Below are 18385 nucleotides of genomic sequence, written 5' to 3'. Positions count from 1 at the left end.
ATAGTCAGCTCCAGATGCGTTGTTTATGATGAATACAAAATACAACAAGAGAAGCGAAGGTGAAGTCATGAAATTCGGACTCGTTAAGAAAATCGTCATAGGCATGACCGCAGTTTCCATCGTCACGTATGGATGCAGTGCTTTATTTATTTTTTATTTAAAAGATTTCATAGCCCCAGGAATGTCTGAGTGGACATTTCTTTCCATAGTTCTGTTGCTCGGCATCGTATGGACAGGCGTACTAGGTTGGTTAGGGGCGGCATGGCTGATTAAGCCCCTGCGCCGATTAACCGAAGCTGCGAACGAAGCCGCTACTGGCAATTTGAAAATTCAAATACCGACGTATTCGTCTGATGATGAAATCCAGCAACTCAGCTTATCGTTTGAGCGAATGATTATAGGCTTACGGCAAATCATCAAGGACATTTCGGAAAATGTTACGTTTACCTACAACCATGCCAGTTCGCTCAGTGAAGGGATGGACCAAGCGGCACGGCAAATTGAGCGGATTTCGGGTGCCACGGAAACCATATCCCGAGGGACTGCGGAACAAGAAGATTTGCACGTCGATATTTTATCAGCGGCGACGAGAATGAAATCTTCCGCAGCTGAGATCAGCGTGAAATCGGGAGAGTCGCGCATGGTTTCCATGGAGATGCTCAAAACAATTTCGGAAAGCGGGAACATCGTCCGATCTCTGGTGGATGGGATGTTGAGCTTGGCTGCGTCCAACCGGGAGTCGATGGCCATCGTGGATGACCTGCATGAGGATGCCAAGCAGATCCGGAGTATCTCCCAAGTCGTTGGGGGGATCGCCGATCAGACTAATCTGCTCGCCTTAAATGCCTCGATCGAAGCGGCTAGGGCGGGCGAGTCGGGATTGGGTTTTGCGATCGTAGCAGATGAGATCCGCAAGCTGGCTGATGCGAGTACCAAGGCAGTTAAACACATCGATCAACTGATTACGAGGATGGAATCGGGTGTTGCGGCAGTCGTCGACAAGACTAAGGTGCAAGAACAGCTTGCCAGCCGTGAATCCGTGAAAGGTGATGCCGCTAAGGCTGCCTTGGACCGCATCAATCATGCGTTTGAACAAACGGCGCATGCCGTGGAACAGATCGCCCTCAGCCTTAATGAACAGATGAAACAAGAAGAGAATGTACACAAGAAAACCCGAGAAGTGGGGGACATCGCAGGTCACATTTCCGAAGACATCCGACAAGTATCTGCTTCTGTTCAAGAACAGATGTCTGTGATGCAAGAACTGGCATCGTCCTCTGAGCTGCTGACGCGCCAAGCCGATGATCTTCACGCGAGGATCAAGGTGTTCCAGGTTTGAATTCAATCAAAGTCGTTGTATGGTTGCTTTGAGCAGCAGTGCAACGGCTTTTTTTAATTCTGGAGTCAACACTCCGCCTAATTATGATAAAATAAGCTTCATGTACACGGGAGATGGACAAGACCACATACGGGGGAAGCTTTTTATGAAACGAATACTCGTCATTAGTGATATACATGGTTGTGTGACTGAATTGAAGGAATTACTGCATAAAGCGAAGTTTCAGGCGGATGAGGATCAGCTTATTTTGCTGGGCGATTACGTGGATCGTGGGCCGAATAGCCTTGAAACTGTTGAGCACGTCATGTTTCTGGTGCGTGAGCAGGGGGCGATTGCGCTCCGTGGGAACCATGATCAGCGTTTTATCGAAGTGATGAACGGGACCGATGATCTAACCGAAATGAAATTTTTCGAGCATGGTGGCATCCAAACGTTTCAGAGCTTTAGCGGCTCCAAGACCCTTGATTTGAAAACGTCCAAAGAGCGCATCCGCGCGAATTGCAGTGAGCATTTGGCGTTTTTGCGAGAGCTGCCGCTGTATTATGAGAATGAGACGCATATTTTCGTGCATGCAGGTTTGAATCCAGCTTATAAAGACTGGAAAACGCAGCCAGAGCGAGACTTTATCTGGATTCGGGCGCCATTTGTCCAGCATCGAACGGTCGTGAAGAAGCCAGTGGTGTTTGGGCATACGACGACACATGATATTCATGGAAAGCCAGATGTCTGGTTCGACACGGATAAAATCGGGATTGATGGGGGATGCGCTTACGGGATGCAGCTGAATCTTTTGGAGATTAAAGGGAAGCATCAATATAAGACGTACTCGGTTCCTTCGAAAGGGAGCTGGAAGTAGGCTCAGATAGCAAGAAAAATCAAGAAGGCTAAGCTCGCATCGCGTACACTGAGGTTACCAAGCTGGAGGGGGCATACGATGGAGACCGATTATGAGACGCGGATTCAGCTGACGCTGGATCATATAGAGGAGCATCTGTCGGAACCGCTGTCTGTTGCGTGTTTGGCTGACGTCGCCTGTTTCTCGGACTTCCATTTTCATCGGGTCTTTCAAACCATGGTGGGAGACAATGTGATGGACTATGTCCGCAAAAGAAGACTGGCTCGAGCCGCTTATGACATTGCACACACGGATCAGAAGCTGATCGACATCGCCCTCGACAATGGGTTCCAGTCTCCAGAGAACTTCACTCGGGCGTTCAAAAAGGTATTCGAACGTACGCCGCTTGCCTATCGCAAGGAAGGCATCCGAACGCCGCTTTATCCCAAAGTGAATGTGCTGGATCGGAAATTTAACCCTTATCTAGGAGGTATACGGATGGAGTATGTGATACAAACGAAGCCAGCGTTTAAATTGATTGGGTATGAACTGCGTACATCTTGTGTGGATGGGCAGAATCATCGGGATATTCCTGCTTTTTGGCAGACGTATCTGAAGGAAGGCAAAGGGGCGCTCATCCCTAATCGTGTTCACGCGGACTCGCAGGTTGAGCTTGGGATTTGTGCGGATTTTGATCTGGAAAGCGGTGGGTTGAGCTACATCATCGGCATGGAAGCAACGGACTTCGAGAACGTGCCAGAGGATCTCGTGTGCCGCGAGTTTCCGGAGGCTCGCTATGCCGTGTTTACGACACCACTCGTGCCGATTGATCAGTTCGTTGCTTCGATTCAGAGTACGTGGCAGACGATTTTCACGGAATGGTTCCCGCATTCGGGGTACGAGCACGCGGGCAGCGCGGAGTTCGAGCTCTACGATGAGCGCTGCAATCCGCAGCGGCATGATCGTGTGCAGATGGATATTTACATCCCGATTCGGGAGAAATAGGCTGTTGTAACATAGCGGAATCATTTGTCATACAAATGACATCTGAAATTCATCTCGCTTTAAGGTTCGAATCCTATAATAAAAGTCGACCCCCTTTTAAATATATATACTTAAGACCCGCAGCCCGTTGCTGTGGGTCTCTTTTTTTGTTTGGGCCTGGCCGAGGCCGCTCCCATAGCGAATTAATCGATTTTATCGATTAATTCGGCACTTATTGCTGCGGCCGCGGGTGATTATAGCCTGTTGTACTCTCACAACTACGAAGATCGCCATCCCGAGGAAAATAAGCGGCAACACGGACGTTCGCATCCCCTCGTGAGAGCGGATATGTGTGAGCATGGCACAGGCCATGATAACAGCGATGACGCCCCCCGAGATCAGGGCTAACCTAGGGCGCCATAGTCCGACGATGAGCCCGAGGCCAGCTGCCAATTCGACAGCCCCCACGAGGTACATGAAGCTGACGCTATACCCGTACGTGGAGGTGAATATCTCGACTTGCAGATCATGCGTAAATAGCTTCAGAATCCCGAACATCACGTACGCCGCGGCTAACAAGGTTTGAATGATGCGAGTCGTCCATATCATGGCCAGAGCACCTCTGTCTGTAGAAAGTGGTTGTAGTAGCTTGTGCAAGCTGGCCAAGTTTTATTAAAAGGAAACAGCCAAATAGCTGAGCGAACCGACTTCGTAGCTGCGATGAATAACCTCAGCAGGACGCTGCGGATCGCCGCTGCCCATCGTAATGTAAAGCGGAATGAAATGCTCGGGACGCGGCACCGCCATTTTTGCATTTGGGGCTTCAGTGGCGTAGTTGAACAGAGCCTCAAGGTTTTGGTCTTGCGTGTTCTTCACAAGCCAATCGTCAAAAGCAACCGCCCAAGCATCCGGCTCGGTCGCATGCCAGTTCAGCGCGCGCAGGTTGTGCACCGTAGCACCGCTGCCGACGATCAGGATGTCCTCTTGATCGAGTCCGCGCAGCGCTTCGCCGATGCGATACTGCTCCGCAGGCGGCAGGTAAGGATTCACAGACACCTGAATGACGGGGCATTCAGGTGTCGGGAACATACGAGACAGCGGCACCCAGGAGCCGTGGTCTAACCCGCGCTCGCTATCCAGCGCGACAGGGATCCCCTGCGCTTGAAATCGCTCCGCAAGCGACTGAGCCAGTGCAATGTCCCCTTTAGCAGGATATTTTATTTGAAACAACTCATCCGGAAAACCACGGAAATCATAAATTGTCTCATAGACGTCGTTCGTCGCCGAGATCGTGAGTACTTCTGTCTCCCAGTGTGCAGTGAAGATCACAATCGCTTTCGGTTTAAGCTTTTGCCCATACGCAAGCAAAAACTCCGTACAAGGTGTATCCTGTATCGCCATCATCGGTGAGCCGTGCCCTACAAAAATCGGTGATATCATAACGGTCATCTCCTTTTAGTCCTTAAATTGCTTTCGATTTACTTTCGTATATTAAGTTACTTTATGTAATTAATCTTACTCCTAGCGCACGTTGCTGTCAAGTTAAAAGTAAGTTAATTACTTTTAGTAAGTCATATATTTGCAGTTGTAATTATAATCTCCAACTCAAACGCAACAAGCCCCCCAATCAGGGAGGCTTATACGCTTTCTATGAGTTTGGATTCACAACATCGAGACGAGGATACACAAGTCCCTCAGCGTTATCTTCTTGTTCAACAAACCGTTTGAGCACATTGAGCTTGTTTTCCCAATAGCGCTCGTAATACGACAGCCAACGTTTGAGTTCCATCAGTGGCTCTGGCTCCAATCGGTAGCGGGTCTCGCGGCCAACCTTGCGTTCTGTCACGAGGCCAGCTTCGGCCAGAATGCGCAGGTGCTTGGATACAGCTGTGCGGCTCATCGGGAAATTGCTTGAGATGACCGTAACAGGAAGCTCCTGATCACCGAGAAGCTGAAGTACTTGGCGCCGCGTAGGATCGGCAATGGCCTGGAAGACGTCATGCTTCTGCGACGGGATAGCCATGTTAAGCCTCGACGTAAGCGGTAAGTCTTTGGACAATGCCCGCCCAGCCTTGTGCCATAGTTTCACGAACGGTATCATGCGGTTGACCGAATTCAGTAACCTTGTTGATATCCCAGCCACCGTGGATGAGGGTGAACTCTGTTTTGCCATCCAGATCAGTTAGCTCAAAAGAAAGAAACCAATCTTTACCCCACGAGAAGCTCAAGCGCTTAGGTGGATCCAACTCCGTTACTTTACAAGGAGATTTCCCGAATGGTCCAGCCTCCAGATGAAATTCATAGCCGATTTCCGGCATGAAATTGTTCGGCATGAACCATACAGCGATGCCTTCGGACGTCGCGACGGCGTTCCAAACCTTTTGAATAGGTGCGTTAAAAATGAGGGTTTGTTTAATATCGGATAACGATTGCGTTTGATTTTCCATAAGTAAAACCTCCTGATTTCATTTTATTTATTCAGTTGCAGCTACTCTACTTGTTTATCCCTTGCTCTTCACCTTTGACTTATGGCGAAAGCGCAGGGCTGACCATTTATCATCCACAGCGACATTGCTCACAGCGCGATAATCCGTCAAATCGCCGACCAGTGTGAACAGACTGTCGCGGTTAATATCGGTTTTGATCTTCGAACTTTGTTTCGGATACGTAATCCAGAAAATGGCGTCGTCTTCCAAGAACGCGATCGCCTTACCAACCCAAGCTTCCACCTCTGCGGCGTTATTAACGAATAGCTGAACGAATTCATAGCTTCCGCTAGGTGCTGCGCTGTCCTCGATACCTAATGTATACCCGGCTGGTGCTTGCATGACGAGCGCTCGTCCTTGTTTATAGCGCAGCTTTTTTAGTAAATCATCCTGCATACCTGATCTCCCTTTCCTGTAGCGACCTACGTAGTTTTCCCGCAAAATTCGTTTTCCAACGATTCGATTATTGTGAAACCTTTGGGTTACATGTTCCATTATATGAAACCAAAAGGTTTCATGTCAAGTTTGGGTTACTTGGAATATTTTAAGAGCATCTGCTCAGAATAAAGGAAAGCTCTATGGGAGAGGGGATTATATATGGCGATATGGGATCGATTACTATTCTCCTTTTCGCGGAGAGCAGAGAAGGGGCTGAGACAGTTTGAACTGCCAAGCTCACTTGAAACAGCCAAGTCGGACGAGCCTGTATCCCTTGCCCATATCATGGAGCAATTCGAGGATTGCATTGATGTATTTCAACGTTCGATCCCTAGCGCTGGCATCGATATTGTGTATATACCTCATCTCATTGACCCCATGCGGTTTACAAAGGAAATCGTTGATCCATTATCCAAAGCTCAAGATGCCCAGGATGTGCGGGATGTTTTAGCACAATCGAATTTCTGGCATGCGTCAGATTCCAAGAAAGTCGTAAAAGGCATCTTGTCTGGGAAAGCTGCTATTTTTCATGAGGGAAACGTTTATCTCGTAATTGTTTATGGTCCGAAATCAAGGGGAGTGGAACAGTCCGAGACGGAATCGGTCATTACGGGACCGCATGATTCCTTCACAGAGTCTGCGAATACGAATCTCTCCTTGGTGCGAAGACGGGTAAAAAGCTCTCATTTGAAAGTGGTGAAGCTGGAAGTTGGCGAAATCACCAAAACGATCGTCTATGTGCTGTACATCAAAGATATTGTAAATATGGAGCTCGTGGATGAGTTTGTGCGCCGAATCACGAATATCGAGATCGATGCCGTCTATGATGGCAATATGTTTACGCAATATATCGATGATTTTCCGAATTCCTTATTTCCGCAATTTTTAATCACCGAACGGCCTGATACCGCTGTTTCCAAATTAGTTTCAGGCCGCATCCTGGCTATCGTTGACGGAAGTCCGACCGTAGTGAGTGGGCCTACGGGATTTTTCGACTTCTTCTCCTCGGCGGATGACTATTATCAGCGCTGGTCGATTGGGACCGCAACGAGAGTGCTGCGATTTATCGCCTTCGTGATCACGATATCGTTCACAGCTATCTATGTGGCCGTAACAACGTATCATTATGAAATGATACCAGAGGCGCTGATTTTGACGCTAAGAGAATCGCGAAGCAAAGTGCCCTTTCCTCCCGTCATTGAGGCTATGTTGATGGAAGTCACGATTGAGCTTTTACGCGAGGCGGGAGCGCGATTGCCGACCAAGATCGGTCAAACCATCGGTATCGTCGGCGGTATCGTTATCGGCCAAGCGGCTGTGCAAGCCGGTCTGACGAGTAATATTTTGATTATCGCTGTTGCCTCCTCTGCTATCTCGTCCTTCGTTATTCCTAGCTACGTGATGAGTGCGTCCATTCGTCTAATACGCTTCGGATTAATTGTATTAGCAGGCATTTGGGGGAATTTCGGACTTATGCTGGGGATTGGCTTTATTGTGGTCCATTTATGCGGGTTAACCAGCTTGGGAACGTCCTATCTTTCACCTTTTGCCCCTACGAAATGGAGTGATTGGAAGGATGTGTTCATTCGCGGTCCGTTCTCCATCCTCACTTCGCGGCCGAATCAAGTGAGAACGAACAATGAAGAGAAGGCAAAAATGAGAAAATAAGGATGATTCATGCGTGAAAGAGAAGCTGGGTGGTTTCCATGTCTTCATTTTGATACATATGACCCAAGTCGGTGTGGGAATCTTTGCGCTTCCACGAGTAGCTGCTGAATATTTTGGCTATAACGGTTGGCTGATGTTAGTCGTTATCGCGGCGATTGTTGCCTTCAATCTGTATCTCATATGGCTTGTATGGAAGATGGGGAAGGGCGAAAGTATTTTCGTGATTTTCGAAAACTGTCTACCGAAGTGGATGGTGTATCCGTTCTATATGATTATAGCGTTGGCGTGGTCCTTATCGGGCAGCTTGGTAGCCAAAGAGTATGTGCTCATTTTCCAAGTGACCGCTTTCCCAACGGCGAACCCAATGATTTTTATGTTTGTTTTAAGCTTGCTTGCGTATCTATTAATAATTAAAGGGATCTACGCGATTGTAAAGGCAAGCACGGTATTTATCTTCTTAGTGTTGTGGATGGCGCCTTTGGGGGCGACATTTATTAATGATTTGAAATTATCTCGTTACACGCATTATTTCTTACAGGAGGGGAAGGAGCATGGGATGGGCTTATTTAACCTTTATAGTTCCTTCTTGGGATATGAGCTCCTCTTACTCTTATTTCCCTATATACAAGCCAAAACCCGGTTATTTACAAGTGCGCATCTCGCGAATATCTTCAGTTTTCTGATGTACTTGAGTGTTACACTCATCTGCTTTGGGTTCTATAGCTTGCAGCAACTGAAATTAATTATGTTTCCATGCATCGATTTGCTTGCCTATATCCGATTTCCATTTATTGAGAGGGCGGAGAATGGGTTATTTAGCTTTCTTGTCTTTCGTGTTCTCATTACGATCGTGATGTATCATTGGGCGGCAAGTTTGACGGTACAGCGGATTTTTAAAAATAAGAAGTTCGCGCAAGTTACGCTTTATACCATGGCTGTTACCTTTGTAGTCTCGTTCATGCCAGGGGTGTTGGATGAAGTCGGAAAATGGTTGTCCATCGTGACGTATTTTGATTTTGCATTTGCGTTCGGACTGCCGATCTTCTTAATTGGCATTCTTTCCTTGCAAAGGTGGCGACAACAGCATGTTTAAGACACAGTATCGATGTCTGCTCATTGGTTTGCTGGCGGTGCTGACAGGGTGCGGCAGCGACCAACGCATTCTAGAGAAGATTGGACTCACGCATACGACTTGCTTTGATTTAATGCCAGAGGGGAAACTGAGAGTAACCAATAGCATACCTCTCTCAACGGGTGAAGGGAGACGACCCAGAGAAGTGCTGACGACCATTTCGGATAGCAGTAAGGGTGCGAAGGTGGATCTCTCCAGACAGACTCAGTTGACACTAGTCAGCGGGCAGATGCGCAATATCTTGTTCGGGTGGACGTTGGCTGAACGAGGTTTCTGGGACGATATCGACACATTAGTGAGAGATCCGTCCGTCTCGCCGCGGGTTAAAGTGACTGTAGTGAACGGAGAAGCCCACTCTTTAATTATCCGAAACTACAGCAATTATTTGCGGACCGCCAAGTACATTGACCATCTGTTAGAATCCGAGATCAAGATCCAAACTATTCCGAAGGTAACGCTATATGATTTTACAAGAGATTATTATGATGATGGGATTGATCCCGTTGCTCCAATTATCAACGAATTGACCGATCATGTTAAGGTAGATGGTATCGCCTTATTTCAGGATGATCGCCTTCGGATGAAGGTGGATGTGAATGAGTCGGTTTATTTTGCTATGATGCGCGATGATTTCAAAATGGCTTCGTTGCCTATTGTGCTTAGTGGAGAGAAAGAAAAGAAAGAACTTGTTCTGTTTGATTCCTTGATCAATAAGCGGCGTATCCGTGTTGCTCGTGCAGGCTCGCATTCCTTTCGGGTGGACATTCAATTGAAAGTAAGCGGCGTCATTCTGGAGTATATGGGAGACTTGAAGATCAGTAAGGAAGAGGATAAACATAAGTTGGAAGAAAAGATTGCGGCTAAAATCACACAGCATGCAGAAGCGATCCTGAAGAGAATGCAGCAGAAAAATGTGGATAGTCTCGGGCTTGGCAATGTCGTGAAATCGAGTGTTCCCTATAAGGAATGGAAAAATATGAACTGGCGTGAGGTGTATCCTGACATCGAGATTCATTGTGCAACCCAAGTAAAGATCAAGCATTATGGGAAACAGAAATGAGTTGTCTAGGATGGAAGCACTCGTTGTAATTCGTCTTTGATTTTGATAGGGTAAAGGGATGGACATCGTTAAGAAGAAGGAGACATGGGGAAAATGAACCGTTTAGCTATCATTGGTACGAACTGGATCACAGAGGAATTCATTCATGCTGCGCTAGAAACGGGAGAGTTCGAAGTCACCGCAGTCTACTCTCGTACCGAGGAGAAAGCCGCTGAATTCGCGGCTAAATTCGACATTTCGCATCGTTATGCGGATTTGAATGCTTTTGCACAAAGCGATGCGTTCGACGCTGTTTATATTGCAAGTCCGAACTCCCTGCATGCGCAGTATGCCGTTCTCTGTATGGAGCACGGGAAGCACGTCATTTGCGAAAAGCCTGCGGCGTCCAACAGCTCAGAGCTGGCGGCGATGATCGCCGCGGCACGCAATAACAAAGTCGTGTTCATGGAAGCGTTGAAATCAACGCTCATGCCAAATTTTAAAGCCGTACAAGCGAATATACATAAACTGGGTCCCATTCGCCGTTACTTCGCGAGCTACTGTCAGTACTCGTCTAGATATGACGCGTACAAGCAAGGGACCGTGCTGAATGCGTTCAATCCTGCTTTCTCGAACGGCTCAATGATGGATCTAGGCGTGTACTGCATCTACCCGCTGGCCGTGTTGTTCGGTGCGCCAAACCGCGTTCAAGCGAGCGCCGTTATGTTGGAATCTGGTGTCGATGGCGAAGGCAGCCTCTTGCTCAGCTATGACGGCATGGATGCGGTCATCCAGCATTCCAAAATCGCCAGCTCCTACCTGCCCGCTGAAATTCAAGGCGAGCTTGCGACTATGGTCATTGATACGATCAATCAGCCGAGCCGCGTGCAAATTCGTTACCGCGACGGCTCCGTCGAGGACCTGACGCAGGAGCAAAGCGCAAGAACCATGCGCTACGAGGCGGAAGAATTCAGCCGTTTGATCCGCGAAGGCGTGCTCGAGTCGGCGACGAACTCGCATGCGACGTCCAGCATCGCCATGGCTATCATGGATGAGGCGCGTCGGCAGATCGGGCTGGTGTTCCCAGCGGATCGGGTGTAGGGCGCTGATAGCGAAGGAGCTGTCTCCTGTGGTAGATGTATCTACCGGGGGACAGCTCCTTTTTTGCGCCCTAAGGCTCCCTAACCGCTTATCCAGTCCAATTGCTCAGAAACAGCCGAATTAAGGCACTTTCAGAGGATTGGAGTGGATTTGTCCAAACAAATTCAACATTTAGCTAGTTAAAAGGCCATTCCAGTGGATTTATCCAATGAGTTCCCCTGCTAATCTCCAGCCACCAGCCACTAGTCCACCGACCGCCAGCCACCTGTCCACCAACTGTTCCTTAACTTGATCTTCCATGGCCCCTGCAACATATGCGCCACCAGTCGACCAGCCGCCCCCCTACTTGATCGTCCCCACCGTTCCAGTAGTCCCAGCAGTCCCCGCCGCCCGCGCGCCGCCAGCCGTACGCACAGGTACAACAGCTGTGCCCTGCAACCGAGCGGATCGTTTTCCCATCAGAAGATGGTACACGATCCCGATGACGAGCCAGGTCATGCCCATCCAGAGGGCATCCTGATCCAGCAGCGACAGCAGGTAGCCGATGAAGCCAGCTCCCAGCAAAGGCAATGCCAGATAAAGAACCGTTTGCTTCGCAGAGCGTCTGCGTTCTTTCGCATACTTTTGCGCGATGACAGAAACATTGACGAAGAAGAAGGCGGTCAGCGCGCCAAAATTTACGAACTTCACAGCGTTGTCGAGTGAGATCGCGAGTGCGAGTAGGGACACTACACTAACAATCACAATGTTGATAACAGGCGTCCCCAGCTTCGGATGAAGATAAGCGAAGGCGCGCTTCGGAAGTACTTCATCCCGACCCAATACAAAAAGCAGGCGAGACACGCTCGTTACGGAAGATAAACCCTGGGTGAAAATAGCTAATACCAAAACCGTAAGGAATACGGAGCTCAAAGCCGCTCCCCCAACCATTTTGACAATCTCGAAGCCTGCGGAGTCAACGTTGACGAATGTTAGATGCGGATAAACGAGCTGTGTCAGGAAAGATGGCACCAAGTAAAGAACGCTAGCCGCAATGATGATAATCATGATGGCGCGCGGGATCGTTTTCTCCGAGTTAACCGTTTCTTCAGCCATCGTAGTGACCGTATCGAAGCCCAAGAACGAGAAGCAAATAATCGAAGCGCCAGCTAGAATCGTGGTAAATGGCACATCCGTTTGTAAGAAAGGCTGAAGCGGATGAATCTCCTGGGCGCCGGCTAAGTTGCGAAAGAGGAAGAAGCAGAAGGTGGCGATGAAAATAATTTGAATCCAAACGAACAACTTACTTATATTTGCGGAAAATTTTATGCCGATGATGTTAATGATACCGAGGACGATATTAAGTCCGATGATCCACACATAAGCTGGAATGGAAGGGAATTGTGCATGCAAGTAAATGCCGAAGGTGAGGCAAGCGATGATGGGAGAGAAGAAGTAGTCCAGAAGCAGCGCCCAACCGACGAGGAAGCCGAGGTAAGGGTGAAGGCTTTTTTTGGTGTACGTATACGCGGAGCCGGATGTCGGAAACACCTTGGACATGACACCATAGCTATAGGCCGTGAAAAAAATAGCGACGAATGCGAGCAGATACGCTTGTGTGAGCATTCCATGAGAGTTCTCATACGCGATGCCATAAATAGAGAAGTAAATCATCGGGGTCATCCAGGCGAGTCCCATATAGACGACTTGGTAGAGACTTAACGATCTACGTAGTGTGACTTGATTGGACATAGAATAACACTCCTCATTCTTAATTACTTAGAACACCTCAAAGGGCGATGTATACAAAAAAGCCAGAGTGATATCTATAAAGCAAGATATCTCCCGGGCTTTTATCCCTCCGTGAACACAGTCTTTAGCTGTGCGTTTCCTCTTGGACCAGACCAGGTGAACATGCCCCTGCGGAACCCTAGAAAACTAATATGTGATGTTTCGTTACTTAATCAATGAAATAAAAGTAAATATACAACTGTGTGTTAGATATTATTCGTTCGTGTAAGTTAATATAACACACAAACCAATTCATGAGAAGTATTTTATACCATTCACCCAAAATCATCAAAAGTCATTGACACCATCCATTCTCGATGTTATGTTTAATAACACAAACGAATACGATTGTTTACTAGGGTTCCGCTGGTATCAACCAGGCTGGTCCGAGAGTAAACCACTCTCGCAAGAGAGTGCCACGGAAGGATAAAAACCTGGGAGATATCACCAAGACCGCTGCGTCTTGTGATGTCTCCCTTTTTGTTTAGATAAAACCGCGAAGGAGATGGCTAGCATGGCTAACATTTGGAGCAAGGACATTGGGCCAGGGGGCAAATGGTCAGGGACCATTGGCAAAGGGAAGTTGATTCGATTGACAGCGCTGGAAGCGGGGGCGAATGTTTCGTTCCAGCTGTACCACGCGAAGGATCTGACGGAGCGCTACAATATGCCGGATACGCTGAAAGCACAGTATACCGCTCACTTGACACGAGGCAACGTGTTGATGAGTGATAACGGTCGAGCAATGGTGAGCATCGTAGAAGATAGCCTAGGCTGGCATGATCCATTGAGCGGCTACACAAGCCGCGCAAAAACCGATGCCAAATACGGAGTGACGAACTATCAAGAGCTGCGCAATGAGTGGCTGCGGAGCGGGCAAGAAAATTTCGCCGTGGAGCTGGTTCGCAATGGCCTAAGTATGCGGGATATGATGCCGGTCGTGAACTTCTTTTCCAAAATCGTTGTAGAAAACAATGGGGATATGAAGTTCGTTCAAGGACACTGCCCAGCAGGTGCGACGGTCACACTAAGAACTGAACTTGATCTATTAGTAGTTCTATCTAATACGCCGAACCCTCTAGATCCCAGCGAGAGCTACCCGTCGGTGCCTGTCAGGATCGAGGTGCTCCCAGCACCGCCCCTCCATGAAGACGATTATTGCTTGAATTATCGCTCGGAGAATCGTAGAGCTTTTGAAAATACATGGGAATATCACACCTTATTAAACGCTTAATCACATTAACCATAAAGAGGAGGCATGTCGTATGGCGGTATTTAATCGAGTTGAAAGCCCTCGTCTTGTCGAAGAGGCTATATATAGTGAAGTGGTTCAAGCAGGGGATGGCTGGATGAGGGAGCTGAAGCCAGGGCAAGTGCTCAGAATCGTGGATTTGGAAGGCAATCAAGCGGCGGATACTTTATTTTTCGATGCGGAAAATCCAGAAGATCACTACAGCGCTGTGGCGACAATCACAGGTCAGAGCAACATTTACCTAAGCACAGGATCCGTGCTGCGTGCAGAGTCCGGGAAGGCGCTGCTCACCATTGTCGCTGACACCTGCGGTCGTCATGATACCGTTGGCGGTTCATGCTCAGCACAGAGCAACACCGTGCGATACGCACACGAGAAGTTGTCGATGCACAACTGTCGCGATACGTTCATGCTGCAGCTTGCCGGGCAAGACGGTGTTTATACGAAGCGGGATTTGGCGCCTAACATTAATTTCTTCATGAATGTGCCAGTTACACCTGAAGGCGGGCTAAAGTTCGATGATGGTGTTTCTGCGCCAGGCTGTTATGTCGAAATGCAGTCTCACGGCAGGACGATGGTACTCATCAGCAACTGTCCGCAGCTTAACAATCCATGTAATGCGTACAATCCGACACCGATTCAGGTGCTCATTTGGGATAACTAATAGATAAATAAAAGAGGGATAACGTGAAGGAGTGTGGTTACGATGTTTACCAAAGTGCTAATTGCGAATCGCGGAGCGATTGCTGTACGAATCGAGCGTACCTTACGTAAACTGGGGGTTCAATCCGTTGCTGTGTATACGGCGGCAGATCAAGATAGCTTGCATGTAGATGGAGCGGATGAGGCAGTTCTGATCGGGGAGGGGCCTGCCAAATCAAGTTATTTGAATACGGAGCTGATCCTCCAAACTGCACTCGCAACAGGCGCGCAAGCGATTCATCCAGGCTATGGCTTCTTGAGTGAAAATGCGGAGTTTGCCCGCGCTTGCCGCGAGCATGGGATTGTCTTCATCGGGCCGACGCCAGAGCAGATGGAAATGTTTGGACTAAAGCATTCCGCACGTGAAATTGCGCAGCGCGCGGGAGTGCCGATGCTGCCAGGTACACCGCTCATCACCGAGCTGGACGAAGCTTTATTAGAAGCTGCACGCATTGGTTACCCTGTTATTCTAAAAAGCACAGCAGGCGGCGGCGGTATTGGCATGCGCGTATGTGGGGATGAAGCGACGCTGAGATCCGCTTACGACGGCGTGCGTCATTTGGCCGAAACCAACTTCAAGAACGGGGGCATGTTCCTCGAGAAATATATTGCCCGTGCTCGTCACGTGGAGGTTCAAATTTTCGGTAACGCCTTAGGTGAAGTCGTGGCTCTCGGTGAGCGCGATTGCTCGATCCAACGACGCAACCAGAAGGTTATTGAAGAAAGTCCAGCTCCGAACCTGTCCGATGAAGTGCGTGAGCGTATGTTTGCTTCGGCGAAACGTTTGGCGGCTGAAGTTGGTTATCGCAGTGCAGGGACAGTTGAGTTTTTATACGATCCAGAAACATGTGAGTTTTACTTCTTGGAAGTTAACACACGCCTTCAAGTTGAGCATGGCGTTACAGAAGAAGTGTTGGGAATTGATCTCGTGGAGTGGATGGTGCGTGAAGCAGCGCTGGAGTTGAATGATCTGCAATCGCTCATTCGCAAGCCGCAAGGTCACAGCATTCAAGCGAGAATTTATGCTGAGGATTGCCTCCAGCAGTTCCGTCCGAGTGCAGGGCAATTGGATCGCGCTGTTTTCTCAAGCGAGGCGCGTAACGAGACGTGGGTCCGTGACGGCCTGACCGTGACAACCCTGTATGATCCGATGCTGGCTAAAATTATTGTGCACGGCAAGGATCGCCTGGATGCGATCCATAAACTTGTAGGGGCGCTGGCTCAAACGCGATTGTACGGATTAACGACGAACCTGCAGTACGTGCGGGCACTTCTGCAAGAAGAAGCTTGCCTTAGCGGGAATGTGTATACGCAGTTATTGAATACATTTGAACCTGAAGAGCGTGCGCTTGAGGTTGTTGATGGCGGTATTCAAACGACCGTCCAAGACTTCCCTGGCCGTATTCGCCATTGGGATGTAGGCGTACCGCCTTGCGGGCCGATGGATCCGTTGTCCTTCCGAATCGGGAACAAGCTCCTTGGCAATGCGGATGACGCGCCAGGCCTGGAAATGACGCTGCGTGGCGGCTCCTATAAATTCCGCAGTGCGATGTGGTTCTGTGTAACGGGTGCTGATATGCAAGCGGAGCTTGATGGAGAGGCAGTCGCTACGTACCGACCGATCAAGGCAGCCAAAGGGCAAGTGCTAAGCTTCGGCGAAGCTAAAGAAGGCATGCGCGCCTATTTGCTAATCGGCGGCGGGCTTGATATGCCGAAGATTCTGGGGAGTTCGGCTACCTTCACGTTAGGCGGCTTCGGTGGTCATGGCGGTCGTGCGCTGCGCACGGGCGACGTGCTTGGGGTAAACGAAAATGAACAAGTTAGCGTTCAACCGATAGATCTCGCCGCATCATATCGCCCTGCGATGACGCGCGAGTGGACGATTGGTGTTGTGCCTGGACCGCATTGTACAGGTGAGTTTTTGCGTACGGAGTACCTGGATCAGCTGACAGAGACGCGTTGGGAAGTACATTTTAACTCCTCCAGGACGGGGGTTCGCTTGAAAGGGCCTGCTCCGCTGTGGACCCGTGAAGACGGTGGTGAAGCAGGACTTCATCCGTCCAATATTCACGATAATGCCTACGCAATTGGCACGCTGGATTTAACGGGGGATATGCCGATCCTGCTTGGGCCGGATGGACCGAGTCTTGGAGGGTTCGTGTGCCCCGTGACGACGGCCTCCGCCGAGTTCTGGAAGCTGGGTCAGCTGCACCCTGGCGATAGCGTTCGTTTCCATCTGCTTACGCTGCAGGAAGCAGAAGCGCTGCGCGATTTGCAGGAGAGCAATCTGCGTGCGATTGGTGAGGGCGATTTTGACCAAGTAAAGCTGGTGTCGCTGCCTTCGGTTAATGAGGAAATTACACCAGAATATCCGCGTCTCTACCATGAAATGGCGAATCGCCGCTTTCCGATCACGATCCGCTGCTGCGGAGACCAAAATCTGCTTGTCGAATACGGCGAGCTTGAGTTGGACCTCTTGCTTCGTTTTCAAGTGCAGGCTTTGATGCAGGCCATTTCAGAAAGCGGCGCTATTCCTGTCCTAGATCTAACGCCAGGAATTCGTTCCCTGCAAATTCATATCGATCCTGCGCAAATTACAGTCATGGAAGCTTGCCGCAAAGTTGTGGAGATCGATGCTGCTCTCCCTCCTTTGGAACAATTCCGTGTACCGTCGCGTATCGTGCGCTTGCCATTGTCATGGGATGACCCAGCTACGCAATTGGCGATTGAGCGCTATCAACAAGGGGTTCGTCCAGATGCGCCTTGGTGCCCTAGTAACCTCGAGTTCATTCAACGCATTAACGGTCTGGACAGCATCGATGATGTGAAAAAAATCGTTTATGACGCTAACTATCTCGTACTTGGCTTAGGGGATGTGTACCTTGGAGCCCCAGTGGCAACGCCAACCGACCCTCGTCATCGTCTAGTAACAACGAAATATAACCCAGCCCGTACATGGACACCGGAAAATGCCGTCGGCATCGGCGGAGCCTACATGTGTGTCTATGGTATGGAAGGTCCTGGGGGTTATCAATTCGTGGGTCGGACGATCCAAATGTGGAATCGCCTGCGCTCAACAGAAAGCTTCCAAGCGGGTAAGCCGTGGTTGCTGCGGTTTTTTGACCAAATTCAATTCTATGAAGTGAGTGCAGAGGAGCTCTTGCAGCTTCGCGAGGATTTCCCGCGCGGCCGTTATGAGGCGGACATTCAAGAAACCACGTTCGATCTTGGGGAGTATCTGCAATTTTTGCAATCTATAGAAGAAAGCGCGGATACATTCCGTACTCAGCAACGTGTTGCGTTCAACGAGGAGCGCGAGAGTTGGAAGGCCAAAGGCCTTGCGGAGTATGTCTCCGAGGGGGAGACAGTTGATGCTGCCCCAGAGGATGAGTTGCCTGAAGGCACAATTGCTGTTCGAGGCATCATGCCTGGCAGTGTGTGGAAAGTTCTAGTTTCGCCTGGTGAAAAAGTGAAAAAGGGTGACCAACTGGCCATTCTCGAAAGTATGAAAATGGAGTTCCCGCAGCATGCCCCTTGTGATGGCTACGTGTCCATGGTCGGCGTGAAGCCGGGCGATCAAGTTCATGCGGGTCAGCTTATTTTGGGGATTTCACAACAATCGGCATAGGGAAAGGTGTG

Annotated in this window: 16 protein-coding genes and 2 riboswitches; of the genes, 10 read left to right on the top strand and 6 right to left on the bottom strand. The window is 49.3% G+C overall.

The window, feature by feature from the left end; translation table 11 throughout:
* The first annotated feature begins 25 nt into the window (after window positions 1-25).
* The 3 genes from MJB10_RS24365 (at window position 26) to MJB10_RS24355 (ending at window position 3179) form a co-directional block, all read left to right on the top strand.
* Window positions 26-1339, top strand: coding sequence for a methyl-accepting chemotaxis protein (locus MJB10_RS24365; RefSeq protein ID WP_314799606.1), 1314 nt, complete (start codon window positions 26-28; stop codon window positions 1337-1339).
* Window positions 1340-1484: 145 nt separating this feature from the next.
* Complete coding sequence (locus MJB10_RS24360; RefSeq protein ID WP_314799604.1) at window positions 1485-2195, top strand: metallophosphoesterase family protein; 711 nt, start codon at window positions 1485-1487, stop codon at window positions 2193-2195.
* A 78-nt stretch (window positions 2196-2273) separates the two neighbouring features.
* Window positions 2274-3179, top strand: coding sequence for an AraC family transcriptional regulator (locus tag MJB10_RS24355; RefSeq protein ID WP_314799602.1), 906 nt, complete (start codon window positions 2274-2276; stop codon window positions 3177-3179).
* A gap of 192 nt (window positions 3180-3371) precedes the next feature.
* On the opposite strand, the gene MJB10_RS24350 is transcribed toward MJB10_RS24355, so the two are convergent.
* From MJB10_RS24350 to MJB10_RS24330, 5 genes are all read right to left on the bottom strand, one after another.
* Complete coding sequence (locus tag MJB10_RS24350; protein WP_314799600.1) at window positions 3372-3767, bottom strand: DoxX family protein; 396 nt, start codon at window positions 3765-3767, stop codon at window positions 3372-3374.
* 63 nt (window positions 3768-3830) lie between these two features.
* Window positions 3831-4598, bottom strand: a complete 768-nt coding sequence (locus MJB10_RS24345) for a DODA-type extradiol aromatic ring-opening family dioxygenase (protein WP_314799599.1) — start codon at window positions 4596-4598, stop codon at window positions 3831-3833.
* A gap of 208 nt (window positions 4599-4806) precedes the next feature.
* On the bottom strand, window positions 4807-5181 hold the full coding sequence (locus tag MJB10_RS24340) for an ArsR/SmtB family transcription factor (RefSeq protein ID WP_314799597.1): 375 nt from the start codon (window positions 5179-5181) through the stop codon (window positions 4807-4809).
* Between the two features lies 1 nt (window position 5182).
* Window positions 5183-5605 carry an SRPBCC family protein gene (locus tag MJB10_RS24335; protein ID WP_314799594.1) on the bottom strand — a complete coding sequence of 141 codons (423 nt, stop codon included), beginning with the start codon at window positions 5603-5605 and terminating at the stop codon, window positions 5183-5185.
* Between the two features lie 54 nt (window positions 5606-5659).
* Window positions 5660-6040, bottom strand: coding sequence for a hypothetical protein (locus tag MJB10_RS24330; RefSeq protein ID WP_314799592.1), 381 nt, complete (start codon window positions 6038-6040; stop codon window positions 5660-5662).
* Between the two features lie 201 nt (window positions 6041-6241).
* Between MJB10_RS24330 and MJB10_RS24325 the strand changes: the two genes are divergently transcribed.
* The 4 genes from MJB10_RS24325 to MJB10_RS24310 all read left to right on the top strand — a co-directional run bounded on the left by MJB10_RS24325 (window position 6242) and on the right by MJB10_RS24310 (window position 11022).
* Entirely contained in the window at window positions 6242-7750 is a 1509-nt protein-coding gene (locus MJB10_RS24325) for a spore germination protein (RefSeq protein WP_314799590.1), read from the top strand.
* A 13-nt stretch (window positions 7751-7763) separates the two neighbouring features.
* Window positions 7764-8843, top strand: a complete 1080-nt coding sequence (locus tag MJB10_RS24320; RefSeq protein WP_314799588.1) for a GerAB/ArcD/ProY family transporter — start codon at window positions 7764-7766, stop codon at window positions 8841-8843.
* Window positions 8836-9942 (top strand): Ger(x)C family spore germination protein, encoded by a 1107-nt coding sequence (locus MJB10_RS24315; protein ID WP_314799585.1) that lies wholly within the window; start codon window positions 8836-8838, stop codon window positions 9940-9942. The genes MJB10_RS24320 and MJB10_RS24315 overlap by 8 nt, the downstream gene beginning before the upstream one ends.
* A 93-nt stretch (window positions 9943-10035) precedes the next feature.
* Complete coding sequence (locus MJB10_RS24310; RefSeq protein ID WP_314799582.1) at window positions 10036-11022, top strand: Gfo/Idh/MocA family protein; 987 nt, start codon at window positions 10036-10038, stop codon at window positions 11020-11022.
* Between the two features lie 342 nt (window positions 11023-11364).
* On the opposite strand, the gene MJB10_RS24305 is transcribed toward MJB10_RS24310, so the two are convergent.
* Window positions 11365-12753 carry an APC family permease gene (locus MJB10_RS24305; protein WP_314799580.1) on the bottom strand — a complete coding sequence of 463 codons (1389 nt, stop codon included), beginning with the start codon at window positions 12751-12753 and terminating at the stop codon, window positions 11365-11367.
* A gap of 88 nt (window positions 12754-12841) precedes the next feature.
* Window positions 12842-12946, bottom strand: a riboswitch (guanidine-I (ykkC/yxkD leader).
* A gap of 190 nt (window positions 12947-13136) precedes the next feature.
* A riboswitch (guanidine-I (ykkC/yxkD leader) is annotated at window positions 13137-13235 on the top strand.
* A 71-nt stretch (window positions 13236-13306) separates the two neighbouring features.
* On the opposite strand from MJB10_RS24305, the gene MJB10_RS24300 reads away from it, so the two are divergent.
* The 3 genes from MJB10_RS24300 to uca are packed head-to-tail and all read left to right on the top strand — an operon-like array spanning window position 13307 to window position 18374.
* Window positions 13307-14026, top strand: a complete 720-nt coding sequence (locus tag MJB10_RS24300; protein ID WP_314799576.1) for an urea amidolyase associated protein UAAP1 — start codon at window positions 13307-13309, stop codon at window positions 14024-14026.
* A gap of 31 nt (window positions 14027-14057) precedes the next feature.
* Window positions 14058-14708, top strand: coding sequence for an urea amidolyase associated protein UAAP2 (locus MJB10_RS24295; RefSeq protein ID WP_314799573.1), 651 nt, complete (start codon window positions 14058-14060; stop codon window positions 14706-14708).
* 42 nt (window positions 14709-14750) lie between these two features.
* Window positions 14751-18374 carry an urea carboxylase gene (uca, locus tag MJB10_RS24290; RefSeq protein WP_314799571.1) on the top strand — a complete coding sequence of 1208 codons (3624 nt, stop codon included), beginning with the start codon at window positions 14751-14753 and terminating at the stop codon, window positions 18372-18374.
* Window positions 18375-18385: the final 11 nt, after the last annotated feature.

Source organism: Paenibacillus sp. MBLB1832 (assembly GCF_032271945.1).
Classification (GTDB): domain Bacteria; phylum Bacillota; class Bacilli; order Paenibacillales; family NBRC-103111; genus Paenibacillus_E; species Paenibacillus_E roseopurpureus.
This window is presented reverse-complemented; position numbering and strand designations above follow the sequence as displayed.

Bases quoted from the DNA above. Each gene is read 5' to 3' on its own strand.
- MJB10_RS24365 (WP_314799606.1), top strand. From the start codon at position 26: ATGATGAATACAAAATACAACAAGAGAAGCGAAGGTGAAGTCATGAAA.
- MJB10_RS24360 (WP_314799604.1), top strand. From the start codon at position 1,485: ATGAAACGAATACTCGTCATTAGTGATATACATGGTTGTGTGACTGAA.
- MJB10_RS24355 (WP_314799602.1), top strand. From the start codon at position 2,274: ATGGAGACCGATTATGAGACGCGGATTCAGCTGACGCTGGATCATATA.
- MJB10_RS24350 (WP_314799600.1), bottom strand. From the start codon at position 3,767: ATGATATGGACGACTCGCATCATTCAAACCTTGTTAGCCGCGGCGTAC.
- MJB10_RS24345 (WP_314799599.1), bottom strand. From the start codon at position 4,598: ATGATATCACCGATTTTTGTAGGGCACGGCTCACCGATGATGGCGATA.
- MJB10_RS24340 (WP_314799597.1), bottom strand. From the start codon at position 5,181: ATGGCTATCCCGTCGCAGAAGCATGACGTCTTCCAGGCCATTGCCGAT.
- MJB10_RS24335 (WP_314799594.1), bottom strand. From the start codon at position 5,605: ATGGAAAATCAAACGCAATCGTTATCCGATATTAAACAAACCCTCATT.
- MJB10_RS24330 (WP_314799592.1), bottom strand. From the start codon at position 6,040: ATGCAGGATGATTTACTAAAAAAGCTGCGCTATAAACAAGGACGAGCG.
- MJB10_RS24325 (WP_314799590.1), top strand. From the start codon at position 6,242: ATGGCGATATGGGATCGATTACTATTCTCCTTTTCGCGGAGAGCAGAG.
- MJB10_RS24315 (WP_314799585.1), top strand. From the start codon at position 8,836: ATGTTTAAGACACAGTATCGATGTCTGCTCATTGGTTTGCTGGCGGTG.
- MJB10_RS24310 (WP_314799582.1), top strand. From the start codon at position 10,036: ATGAACCGTTTAGCTATCATTGGTACGAACTGGATCACAGAGGAATTC.
- MJB10_RS24305 (WP_314799580.1), bottom strand. From the start codon at position 12,753: ATGTCCAATCAAGTCACACTACGTAGATCGTTAAGTCTCTACCAAGTC.
- MJB10_RS24300 (WP_314799576.1), top strand. From the start codon at position 13,307: ATGGCTAACATTTGGAGCAAGGACATTGGGCCAGGGGGCAAATGGTCA.
- MJB10_RS24295 (WP_314799573.1), top strand. From the start codon at position 14,058: ATGGCGGTATTTAATCGAGTTGAAAGCCCTCGTCTTGTCGAAGAGGCT.
- uca (WP_314799571.1), top strand. From the start codon at position 14,751: ATGTTTACCAAAGTGCTAATTGCGAATCGCGGAGCGATTGCTGTACGA.